Genomic DNA, 11,867 nt, shown 5'->3' on the forward strand with positions numbered 1-11,867 from the left:
ATTGAGGTCAGTGCACCAAGTGGTTGGGAGATGACCCCTAAGCGGGCAAACGCGGTTGTGAACCAGAGTCGGTTTTCAGGTGAATCGAGTGGATTATCAATATCCCAATATGTAATCTGGCGAACCATCGACGCAATCGTGACGCCTAACATATAGGGATCGGTAAACTGGGCCAGATAGCCGATTGTGTTGTCTCCCACCGGTGGTATCTGCCCAAAAGCCTCGGTGGCCATTTCAAACATGTCTGATTTGAACCCCGACGCCAACAACTCTTCACCGAGGCTCGTCTCGTATCCGGAATCGGCGGCCCAATCCGCCTGAAAAATCGCCTGCCATTTTTTTGCCAACTGATGAATGGTTTTCCGTGTGCTCATGCTGGCTCCCCCTTTTGATCTGCATCCTAGCAGATTTGCGATAAAATACCTATTAATCTTTCTTGACTGAGCAGGAAATAGTTTGTCCTGCCGCAGCTATCACTTGGCAACGGGTCTGGCGTGAACTGAATCCGGTAACAATCGTTGTACAAAAGTTCGCAATATCTTCAATCAAGGAGCCCATCGGCATGGCCTGCCCAATATGGGTGCTAGACAGGGGAATCAGTTCCTGAGCTATTACGGTGTTCATGGCTCGGCTCCTCACCCGAAATTCTTCTTTATCATAATCGATTTATGGGGCGTTGCCTACTTTTACCCGACAAAAAAAGCTCCCCCTCAATCAAGTTGAGTGGGAGCAATCAGTTAATGTCATTCATGACGTTTGCGTTCAGCTAAACCAACGAGCCCAAGGAGACCGACTCCCAGTGTAACAAGCCAGTTGCTGGCTTCACCGGTTTGCGGGAGCTGGTTGGAATTCCGTTCGGTGTGTTGTGTTTCGCCAGCCACCTTCACGCTGCTGAGCGTTCGGCGTGACTGTTTCGTTAACGCTGAAGATTTCGTGGTACCCATCGTCACGGCCAGCGTGCCAATAGTTGGTGCCTTCATCACGATGGTGAAGGTCTGATTGGTGGCGTCGTCGTGATCAAACACATCATCAACGAAAGGATCGGTTAAGATAGTATAACCGGCCTTCAGTAGTGAGTTCAAGAAGTCGGTCACCTCACCCGTTGGCATCAATGTGTCTGACTTCCCATTAAGGGTCAACTGCTTCAGCACTCGGCCGTTGGTTGTGGCGATGGTCACCGTCGCAGATTGTTGATTCGGCGTGTAGGTCACAGTTTGGACCGTATTGGTTGGCGTTGAAGTTACAGGAGCTTCACGCAGACTGATACTTTCCTGGTCAGGAGTGTACCCCGCAACGACAGGGCTATCAATGGTGGCGTACTGACCTTGCGGCGTATACACGCTGGTGTGCGCCACATCATCGGTCGCCACTTGCCAAGTCAGCTGTTGCGTTTTTGCGCTTGGTGCCGTGGCCGACCCAGCCACGAGATAGTTGATGGTCTGGGTGGTGGTCAGTTGTGAATGGGCAACGTGGTGCGTCAAGTGAATTGTGAGTCCTGACTTAGCCGGTGACAAGGTATACGCGACGCTTGTAGCTTGCTTTGGTGCTAAGACATATCCTGCTGGTACGCTCACCGAGTAAGTCCCCTGTTCGCCTGTATGACCACTGATCGTGGTGCCACTCGCAACAATCTTCTCCCCAGTAACATCGTCGAGATAAATTACGTCCAGATTGACAGGATCAGCCGTGTAGTTCACTGTCACCGTAGTATTCGCGAGCGGATCGGTCGTTGGGGTCAGAAGACTTTGTGAGACGGTGGCGAGATCCGGTGTGTACCCAGGAAGTATCGGGCTTGCCACTTCTGCATAGTTTTGAGTCGGCGTCGCAACGCTGTGACCGGTGATGACATCCGTGACCACGTGCCAGGTCACGGGTTGAACAACGGTAACAGGCGTTGTCACCGTCGCATTAGCCGGCAAGGTGTAACGAATGGTGCGCGTCGTCGTCACGGTGGTGGCTTGCGTCGCGTGCACGAGATGAATGGTCAGGGCATTATTTCCTGCCTTGAGTGTGTAAGATACGGTACCCGCTTGATTTTTGGCTAATTCGTAGCCGGCTGGTACCACAACCGTGTACGTGCCTGTCGCCCCGGCAACACCAGAAATGGTTGTGTTAGTGGTCGAAGGAACCGTGACCGTGGCGCCAGCATTGGTGTCATCAACATAGGTAACGGCAAGTTTGGCAACGGCATCAAGCTCGTATTGCGCAACGTCACCAGTCATGGCCGTCGTCACAGTTTCACCAAAGGCGTCCACCGCATGTCCTGCGGCATCGAGTAGATGCAGGCTGTTAGGCCGCAATTGATACCCGCTTGGGATCAAGGCTTGGTCCGCTGAAGATAATGCGGTTTGCGTTGTTGGATAGTCATTGCTAAGCGTATCCGTATTATCGTTGACGGTTTTGGTCAAATCGCTTAATGGAATGATTCGGTCTTGTCCCTCGGCATCAACATAATGGAATTGCGCAGGAATGGTTTCGGCCCCGGTGATTGTTAGCCGAGCGGCGCCACTAGTCTTATCGGCAATCGAGACATTAGCACCCGGTAAGTAGAATCCCGTTTGCAAATATCCCGTTTTCCCACCGAGCGTCACCTGATTGGCTACGGTACCAGTTAACACCATGCGGCCCGTGGAAGCATCCGCAGGTAGATTGGTGAACTGAATGGCCACCGCCCGGACTGTTCTCCAATCGTTCACGGCTGAAGCCGGAACAAAGCCATCAAGGTCCGCGCTGGAGCTACCTGCGACAATGTCGGCCCGACTTGTCTTGTATAGCACCGTCGCGACTAACGGCACCTGACTGCCGTCACCGGTTGTAAACTGCGTAGGCAGTACGATGGGACCTGTCAGGTTTAATGTGTAGCCCGAGCCTTGGTCATCATCTTTGACGGGCAAGTTGACAACCAGCGTGCCGTTGCTGACATTAGACGTGGTATTGATGACGTTCACGTCAAATTGCAAAGAATTCGAGCTGTTCTTGTCCAGTGTTGCGCTGGTTACTGGCACAACGTCATCACCTTGCGCAAGCGACGCACTCATAATAGTGGCAGCCTGCTCAATCACCCAATTACCAGCGCCTTCAGAAAGTGCGACAGCGGCGGTGTCACCAAGTGTCTGTGCCGGATCTGTGACCTTGGAGGTTTCCGACAGCGGCGTGGTCGGCGAAGTGACATAACTTGACCACGGATAGGTGCCGGGCAGGGCGTCGGAATTATTGGTCACGCGCACGATATTGTTGCTCCAGGTGTCGATGCCGACATCGATGGATTCGCCAGTTCCGGTATAATCGATTTTCACGACGACTTGGCCGTCAGGCAGTAACTGTTGGGTCACTTTCGCGTCTTGGGTGCCTGAAACACTGGCCACAGAAACGGCGCTTGGAAGCACGTAGTAAAGAATGGGCTCAAATACCAGATTGGTCGTTTGTCCGAAGCCCGGATTATTGCCATAAATTGAGAAGAGCCCACCATCTTCACCCGGCGTCTTGCTATTTTGTTCATAATACAAGTGAAGGGCACCGGTCGGCGTAGCCACTGTCTCCGTGTATTTGGAAATGATGGCGTCGTGATCCGGCACTGCAATCGTAATGCTGGTGGTCAATTGATCGCCATTTTTTACTGCGGCCCCACCATCGTATTTTGCCGAAAGTTTGCCTAACAGCTTGAAGGTCCCACTCTCCGCGCCTGGGGTCAAGAGATTCGGCGTGAGGACGGCTTGGCGAATTGGGCTACTTGCTTTCGAAGTGATGGTACCCCCGGGTGCAACAGTGCCTGTTTCTTTGACGCCGTCCGCCAGCGTCAAGGTATATGAATAGCTGGTAGTGCCGGCCATATAAACGTTGCTGTTCGTATCGCTGGTCGGCACGATAATGCCATGGACATCGAAGCCATCCGGTACAGCTAGCGTAATCGTGGCGTCACTCGTAGCGGCCGGAGCTTGGTACTTGAATGAATAGCTCGCCAGGTCGGTGGGATCATTTGTGGGATCGTCATCGAGAATTAGCTTATCACCATTTTGGAGACTGTTGCCGTGCGCGGCCACCTCAAGCTTGAGGTCGGCCGTGCTAGCAGTGCCCAGCAGTGTCTCCTGCCATGGATTTTTGCTCTTGAAGGTCAACGTTGTTCCAGTTTCGTCGACTTGTTGAACAACGGTGGCTACACCAGCGGCAGTCAAGGTTTGATTATCGGTAGTCGTGGGATCAACAAAGCTTCCGGCTAACTTATACGGCGGTCGCGACTGGTAGCCTTGATTACCAGACCCTTTTGGCACGGTGATGATGATGTCACCACTGGCACCGGTGGGTTGCGTAATTGTGGTTTCATCATCAAAATTATTGATGGTCTTAGTCAAGGCTTCATCTAAGGTAAACCCGGTCGGAACCGGGATGGTGATGGTCGTCCCGTAGTTGACGGCTGAGTTTACCGGTCCTGAGGTCGTCGTGTTGTCGCGGACGCCATTAGCTTCATTCACGGCAAAGTCGTAAACATACTCGGTATTCGGATTAACCGCGCCGACAGCTTTCGCATCGGGATTGGCTCGCGTGACGTCGCTTGGTGTGGCCGTTGGGGTCACGGTGGTGGTGAAAGTGAGTTTGGGTTGATCGACTCCATTGATCGCAAAGCTGACCGTTTTGGTTTGCGTGCCGACGCTGTCGATTGGTTTACTCTGTGCGGGATAGTTGTCGTTTAACCCAATACTGATCTCCTGAATAGTGTCACCGGCAACGCTGGTCGTAAAGTGATTGGTAATCGTATGACTGCCATCCGAATTTGGCGTGATGGTCGTTGTCCCAATCGCCGGAGCAAGTTTCGCTACGTCTGTATCCGACCAGGTCAATACAGCGTTGGGCGCAGGCACGGTAATGGTAAAATCGTCCCCGGCCGCGGCATTCGTCATCGTGTAGGTGATAGTCAGCGATTGTTGACCACTGCCGTAGCCGACCGCAGTTGAAGATAAACTAACTTTTGCCGATTCCGTCGCTGGTGCGGCTGTCCGAGTCAGGACTTGTGGTTGGCCAGTAGTGGCGTACGCAGTTTGGGCGCGAACCTTGGCTTGGGCAACGGCGGCGTCATCTGCATCGCCGAGATGAGTTGTGGCAGGTTGCTGGTTGGTCGGCACAGCACCGGTGCTTTCTGAGTGGTCTTGGTTTGATGCTTCGCTTGCCTTTGTCGGTTGCGAGGCAATAGTTTCGTTAGAGGCTGTGGCCTGCTGAGTGGTTGCCGACGCTTGTCGCGTGTTGTTCGTGGCGGTTTGCGCGAGGGTTAACGTGCCGGCTTTGACCGTTGCGGCGGTCACGTCCACAGCTGGGTTAGCAGCTTGTAAGGCAGACAGCCCTGCTTGACTCAACGTGACTGAGTAAGTATTTGAACCAGTGGCCGAAACCACAAAATCCGCAGCCGACCACGTTGGTGCCTGAAGCCCAGCTGTGAGGTTGACGGCGTAACCGCCAGTCGGCATTGTGGCCGCTGATCGATTCTGAATCGATGCCAATACTTGTGTGGTGGCCGTGGCAGTCGCGGCGTGCACTGGGGTAGTTGTGCTAATTCCGATGGCACCCAGTAGTGTCAGTGAAATTCCAGCGGCAAGCCAAAGTTTACCTGATTTAAATAGTTTATAATGACGTTTTTCTTCAGTTAATGAGCGAGATAGTCGCCGGTTCTGAGTCTGATTTAACATGATGGTCTGCTCCATTCAAAACAAGATATCCCGGCTCCCCACTGCCAGAATTAATCAACACAAGTATAAGGCTTTTATACATCGATTTCATGATTTATCTCAAATTAATTGTGACAAATCTTGTTTTCATTCCGACTACTAAGACGCCGCGTTTACCTGTTCCTACTTTTGCCAAGGTCGCGAATGGCGTTTCGGAGCAAAAAAAACTCCCATCGAATTCGATGGGAGCCAGATCCTACTTCGCGGCTTTGACCGCTGCCTTCAGTTGCGGATCGTCTGCAGTAAACTTGGCGCTTAACGCCTGCATTAACGTGGTCAGGGTCGTGTCATCGGCAGTGCCGGTGGCGTTCAGCCCGTGTTTTTCCTGAAACGCCTTCACCGCGCTAACGGTATCGGCACTGTAGTAGCCGTTCACAGTGCCTGGATTAAAGCCCAGCGCTGCCAGCATTTGCTGCATGGCCTTAACATCGGTGCCGGTTTGCTCCGGTTTGAGGTTGCTAGCGCCGATGCCGCTGATTTTCGCGTAGGCTGGATACGCCACTTTAACCGTTGGCGTCAAACCCTTGTGATTAATCCAATGATTCTTCGGCGTCAACCATTTCGCCACGGTGAGCTTGATTTCTGCCTGGCTGTTGAGGCTAGCAACATTTTGCACCGTGCCCTTGCCAAAGCTTTGCTCCCCGACCAACGGTACCGCACGATTCTCGTTTAAAGCGGCGCTAAGAATCTCTGAGGCTGATGCAGAGTTGCCGTCAATTAAAATACTTAGCGGCTCCTTTACCTTAAAGCCCTTGTCGTATGTCTTGCCAGCCTTGTAGACTTGGGTGCTACCGGCACGGTTTTGGACCTTGACGATGGTTTGGCCATCCTTCAGGCACATTGACGCGATGGCTAAAGCACTATCCAACATGCCCCCTGGATTGCCCCGCAAGTCGAGGACAAAACTGGTCGCCCCTTTTTTGCGTAGTTGCTTAACCGTTTTTTCAAACTGCGTCGCGGTGGGTTCGGAGAAGGTCGCCATCGTGATGATGCCGACGTGCCGATTCTGCTTGCTTAAGGCGCCGGTGACGGTATCCGTGGTGATCTTGGCCCGTTTCATCGTGTAGGTATGGCGAGTGCCTTGGCGCTTAACCGTGACCTTCACCTGGGTGCCGATTTTGCCACGAATCTTGGCGACGGCCTTGTCGACTGTCATGCTGGCCACGTCCTTGCCATTGACGGCAATCAGCTGGTCGCCGACGCGCAAGCCAGCGTGCTTGGCCGGCGTGTCTGGCAGGATGCTTTGGATATGGAGCGTCTTGCCGGTTTGCTCAATCGTCGCCCCAATGCCACCAAAACTAGCACTGATGGTGGAATCTAGCGAACTTTTATCAGTGTTGGCGAGATAAACGGAATATGGATCGCCGAGGCTTTCCAGCATGCCGTTGATTGCCCCTGCGGCCAACTTTTTGTCGCTCGTCTTTTGGTAATAATTGGAACGGATCGTGTCGTAAGTCGACACCACTTGCTTCAACTCGCTCGGCACGCCGGTCGTGGTTTGACGCGCAGTCGCCGCATCGTGGGTCATGTATCCGACCACCCCGCCGCCAATCAAGGTGACGCTCATGCCGATGGCCATCACCCAGACAGGCACTTGCAGGTGTTTACTCATGCTCTCCTCCCGTTTGCTCATGTGCTTGGTATTCACGGTACACCGCGTCGAAAATATCCATGCTCGGCAGGTAGCCGGCATTCAACTCGAGGTAGCGCGACAAGTCATCGAAGTCGCTGATTTGCTTAGGAAAACTCAGATCCAAAAACGCATTTTGCGCAAACGTCGCAATTTCGCCATGGTCGTTGGGATTCCGCTGGGTCATCAGGTACTGATAAAAGGTTTGTGCCATCCTTAGTCCTTCCAGTGTTCTGCGGTCCAAGCCGCCCGCGGATCATGCGTGCCAGCCATGCGCCGTGGATTCTTCTTATAAAATTCCTGGTGATACTCCTCAGCTGGCCAGAAGGTTTGGGCGTCTTCGATGGTGGTCACGATGGGCTTATCGAAGCGGCCGCTTTCTTCCAAAGCCTTCTTGGAGGCCTCAGCGATGCGGCGCTGTTCCGCATTCGCGACATAAATCACCGGACGGTAGTTGTCGCCGCGGTCGACGAATTGGCCCATGGCATCGGTCGGATCGGTTTGCCGCCAATAAATCTCCACTAGTTCGGCGTAGCTAATGATGTCTGGGTCAAAGGTGATTTGCACCGCCTCAGTATGGCCGGTTTTGTGTGCCTTGACCTGCTCATAGGTCGGGTGGTCGACGAACCCGCCGGTGTACCCTGACAGCACATTCAAGATGCCAGGTTGCGTCTCAAAGGGTTCCACCATGCACCAGAAGCAACCACCAGCAAAAATTGCCGTTTCACTTTTACTCATCAAACAGACCTTCTTTTCTATCTCTGACTATTTGCTGCTCGGCAGGAATACACTTAGATCGATTTCGTCGCTCGCGAGGTCGATTTTGGTGGCCTTGGCGCGCATGCCATTTGCCAGTTTGAATTTGCTCAATTCTAGCACAATGGTCTCTTGCTTGCTATTGAGTTTGACCCAATTCGGCAACTTGTAGCTGTGGCCGACGTAACTCAAGACGTAGCTGATTGGCACGGGTAACTGGCCGATGTTCAACTTCGTCGCCTTGAGTTCAATGTCGCCATTACTTTTCACCAGCGGGTCGAACAACAGGGAAAAATCGACCGTTTGATTGAAAAACTTGAACGAGCCGCCGAGCTTGGCTTGATCCGCCACGGTTAGCGTGTATTTAATCTGACTATTTTTCTGGTAATCATTGAGGTAATACGTGATGATCCGGTTCAACTGGCGCTTGGTCAGGCTCACGGTGAAGGCCGGCTCTCCGGTTGGCCCGGCTGGCGTGGTCACGCGGTCGGTGACCGGCGTGACCACCTTGGTGACGAACCAGACCCCACTGCCCAACAGCAGGCCGATGAGTACCAAGGTCACCCATTTCCACCAATTGATTGACCGGCGCCCCCCGGCAGTTTTAGTTTCATGACGCGTCCGCATTGATTATTTCTCCCATTCTGATTGACTGGCCTGCATGCTCGCCCACAACTTTCGGGTCATTTGCGCGTACCCGGCGTTATTGGGGTGAAAATGATCCTGCGAAAAAATCAACGGATTCGCGTCGCTCTCGCCTTGCGCGGCTTTTTTCAGGCTGGCTTTGGTGCTTTTATCCGTGCTTTGCGTCGCGCCGGTGCTTAACACCTGATCAATATCGACGAAGTGGACCCGGGATTGCTTGGCCAGCGTCTGCTTGGTGGCAGCGTTCCACTTGGTCACAGAATCGGTCATCGCCGTCAGCTTCGGGAAGTACACGTAAAATGGATTGTAGATGCCAAAGACATAAATCGGCGCCCGCGGATTCAACTTGCGCATCGTCGTGAGCAGTTTGGTCAGGTGAGTTTGGAAGCCGGCAATGCCGGTTTGCACATCCGCGCTGGTGATATCAAAAAAGTGCTTACGCAACACCGCCATTAAATCGTTGCCGCCGACCGTCAAGGTGATGATGTCCGCCTGACGCACCGCCTTTTGCATTTTTGGCTGGGCATCGAGCCGCTTTTGAACTTGCGGAGCGGTGTTGCCGGTAACCCCAAAGTTGCTGGTCGTCACCTTGTACTCGCCGCTTTGCGCCAGATCTGTTTTGACCAGCGCGACATAGCCGCCACTGCTGGTGGCATCGCCGACGCCGTGGGTCAACGAGTCGCCGACTGCAGTGAGCCGCAGATGCTTGACCGACCCTGGCGTGCCGGCCAGGCGCGACTGATTCGCCGTGGGGCCAAACAGTTGCCAGCCGCCAAATGCGAGCACGCCGGCCAAGAGGACGACGCCGCAGTTAATTAACGCACTGCGCCATTTCACAAAATCAGTCCTTTCTGTGCCGTGCCAATACAAAACGGGGCGACCAGGCGCCCCGCAACATTAATCGGTGAAATAGGTGATGGCAAAGGCGCCTGCACCTGTGTGGGTCGCAATGACAGGATCGGTCGGCCGCAGCAACAACGCCACGCTGGGAAAGGCGGCCTTGAGCTTGTCGGCCACGCCTTGTGCCAGATCCAAGCCGCCGGCGTACGAGACCCCGATGGCTTGAATGGCGGCCGGAAGTTTCTTCATTTCTTCGATATGGTTGTCGACGAAGCGATGAATGGTTTTCATGCCGCGCCCTTTTTGCAACGGCGTCAGCTGGCCGTCTTTGACCTGCAAAATTAATTTAATGTTTAACAGGCTGGAGACGAACCCGGCAGCCTTGCTCAGGCGGCCGCCCTTCACCAAGTTTTCGAGCGTCGACACGCCCATGACCAACGTGGTGTGGTCGCGAATCTCGTTGATGCGCGTCAAGATGTCGGCGAGTGGTTTGCCGGCTTGCGCCATTTTCGCCGCGGCCAGCACCTGAAACGCCATCGCCCGATCGGTGAAGTCACAATCGACGACGGTGACCGAGCCGGTGCACATGTCGGCAGCTTGGCGCGCAGAGTTCACCGTTCCACTGATGGCCTCCAGCATGTGAATCGACAGCACTTGGCTGCCATCCGCGGTTAAGGCCGAATAGGTATCCAAAAAAGTGCCAATCGCCGGCTGCGATGTCTTCGGTAACGCCGAGCTGGCCGCCATCTTGGTCATGAATTCTTCGCGGGTAATGGTTTCCCCGTCGGTATAAACCGTGCTATCAATCATGATGGTCAGCGGGATCACCGTAATATCGTTGTCGCGAATCTCTGCTTCGGTGAGTTGAATAGATGAGTCGGTTACGATTTTAATTGCCAAGGCCTTGACCACGCTTTCTTATTGGATATGAACAGTCACCATTATACCAAACCACCGGATTATTGTCAGGCGGGTTCGTGGTGGCAAAGATTCATCTAGTTATTGAAACTAGATGGGCTTGTTTTTATAATTCTATCATGCTACCATGCTCTTGTAAACGAATTCGTAAAGGAGCTGCTTATGCAATTGACCAAACAGCGTTCACCACATTATGAAATTAACAACGAAATGTTTAGCGGCATCACGCACGGCATCGGGCTGGGGGCTGCCATCGTCGGCACCATCGCCTTGGGCTTCAAGGCCGACGGCGATCCGCTACGCCTAATCACCTTCTTGGGCTTTGGCATCGGGTTGATCATCTTGTACACGGCCAGCACCGCGTTTCATGGATTTTACTTCACCAAGGCGCGCCACGTGTTGCAGGTGCTGGATCACTCCGGTGTCTTCATCCTGATTGCCGCGTCGTATCTCCCCTATTGTCTGGTGGCCATCGGCGGAGCCCGCGGGTGGTGGCTGTTGGGCACGATTTGGACGCTGTGCTTGGCCGGCATCTTGTATGAGTGCTTCTTCGTCGGCCGCTTCCGGTTGTTGGAAGTCGCGATTTACATCGTCCTTGGGTGGCTATGCATCACCGCCATGCAACCGTTGTGGTTTCACCTGGGCAGTATCGGTTTTTGGTTGTTGGTCGGCGGGGGGGTCGCCTACACGCTTGGCGCCGTGTTGTACGCGCAAAAACAAATCCCGTACATCCACGTCATCTGGCACCTGTTCGTCATGGCCGGCAGCCTGCTGATGTACCTGTCCATTTATAATTTCGTGTAAAAGAATTGCCGCCCACATTGGACGGCAATTTTTTATTGTTCAGCCAGCGATAGCGTCACCGGCGTTTGGCGCTCCCATTTTTCAAAGACGTGCGCCAACTCCGGGGTGGGCCCGCTCACGGCCTTGGCCGAAACGCGCTTGAATTCCACCCATGGCACCGGCGGCATCGTCACATCGCCGGCAAACTGCCCGGCAATGCGGGTGACCAACAGCGTTTGCACCACTGGCATAAACGCCGTGAACACCTGCGCCCCGCCGGTGACAATCAATTCACTTCCCGGATGCATCGTCGCGTAAGTCAGCGCATCGGCCACACTGTGCACCATCACCGCCCCTGGCGCCGCGTAATCATGGCGCCGGGTCAACACGAGATTCGTGCGGCCAGGCAAGGGCCGTTGTGGCAACCCTTCATAGGTGGTGCGGCCCACGAGCATCAGCTGCCCTAGCGTTGTTGCCTTGAAGAATTTCAAATCGTCTGGCAGGTGCCAAGGCAAATGTCCGGCCTGCCCAATGGTGCCTGCTTGATCCTGCGCCCATAAAAACGTGACCATCTGTCTCCT

11 protein-coding genes and 1 pseudogene are annotated in these 11,867 nt (G+C 53.9%); 1 reads left to right on the top strand and 11 read right to left on the bottom strand.

Annotation, left to right across the window (positions count from 1 at the left end; genetic code table 11):
- The 10 genes and pseudogenes from FD02_RS11280 to FD02_RS04060 form a co-directional block, all read right to left on the bottom strand.
- Nucleotides 1-374, bottom strand: a 374-nt coding sequence (locus FD02_RS11280) for a hypothetical protein (RefSeq protein WP_162255572.1), incomplete at its 3' end; no start/stop codon positions are given.
- Nucleotides 375-426: 52 nt separating this feature from the next.
- Entirely contained in the window at nt 427-624 is a 198-nt protein-coding gene (locus FD02_RS04025; protein WP_054721678.1) for a hypothetical protein, read from the bottom strand.
- A 119-nt stretch (nt 625-743) separates the two neighbouring features.
- Nucleotides 744-5,456: a mucin-binding protein gene (locus FD02_RS04030; protein ID WP_056950689.1), complete on the bottom strand. Its 4,713-nt coding sequence runs from the start codon at nt 5,454-5,456 to the stop codon at nt 744-746.
- A gap of 66 nt (nt 5,457-5,522) precedes the next feature.
- Nucleotides 5,523-5,690 (bottom strand): annotated as a pseudogene (locus FD02_RS11655) (KxYKxGKxW signal peptide domain-containing protein); the annotation flags it as partial.
- 220 nt (nt 5,691-5,910) lie between these two features.
- Nucleotides 5,911-7,326, bottom strand: coding sequence for a S41 family peptidase (locus FD02_RS04035; protein WP_420805078.1), 1,416 nt, complete (start codon nt 7,324-7,326; stop codon nt 5,911-5,913).
- Nucleotides 7,319-7,558 (bottom strand): YozE family protein, encoded by a 240-nt coding sequence (locus tag FD02_RS04040; RefSeq protein ID WP_054721684.1) that lies wholly within the window; start codon nt 7,556-7,558, stop codon nt 7,319-7,321. Before FD02_RS04040 ends, FD02_RS04035 begins: the two co-directional genes overlap by 8 nt.
- Nucleotides 7,559-7,560: 2 nt before the next feature.
- Nucleotides 7,561-8,082 (bottom strand): peptide-methionine (S)-S-oxide reductase MsrA, encoded by a 522-nt coding sequence (msrA, locus tag FD02_RS04045; RefSeq protein ID WP_054721687.1) that lies wholly within the window; start codon nt 8,080-8,082, stop codon nt 7,561-7,563.
- A 27-nt stretch (nt 8,083-8,109) separates the two neighbouring features.
- Nucleotides 8,110-8,727, bottom strand: coding sequence for a YpmS family protein (locus tag FD02_RS04050; protein ID WP_054721689.1), 618 nt, complete (start codon nt 8,725-8,727; stop codon nt 8,110-8,112).
- A 3-nt stretch (nt 8,728-8,730) separates the two neighbouring features.
- Complete coding sequence (locus FD02_RS04055; RefSeq protein WP_056950695.1) at nt 8,731-9,582, bottom strand: SGNH/GDSL hydrolase family protein; 852 nt, start codon at nt 9,580-9,582, stop codon at nt 8,731-8,733.
- A gap of 60 nt (nt 9,583-9,642) precedes the next feature.
- Entirely contained in the window at nt 9,643-10,485 is an 843-nt protein-coding gene (locus FD02_RS04060; protein ID WP_056950802.1) for a DegV family protein, read from the bottom strand.
- 180 nt (nt 10,486-10,665) lie between these two features.
- Here FD02_RS04060 and trhA point away from each other — a divergent pair, with 180 nt between their 5' ends.
- A complete protein-coding gene (gene trhA, locus FD02_RS04065; protein WP_056950698.1) occupies nt 10,666-11,307 on the top strand; it encodes a PAQR family membrane homeostasis protein TrhA in 642 nt (213 codons plus the stop codon).
- Between the two features lie 32 nt (nt 11,308-11,339).
- On the opposite strand, the gene FD02_RS04070 is transcribed toward trhA, so the two are convergent.
- Nucleotides 11,340-11,858, bottom strand: a complete 519-nt coding sequence (locus FD02_RS04070; protein WP_054721691.1) for a dihydrofolate reductase — start codon at nt 11,856-11,858, stop codon at nt 11,340-11,342.
- Nucleotides 11,859-11,867 lie beyond the last annotated feature (9 nt).

Origin of the sequence: Lacticaseibacillus nasuensis JCM 17158 (assembly GCF_001434705.1) — a bacterium.
GTDB classification, from domain to species: Bacteria; Bacillota; Bacilli; order Lactobacillales; family Lactobacillaceae; genus Lacticaseibacillus; species Lacticaseibacillus nasuensis.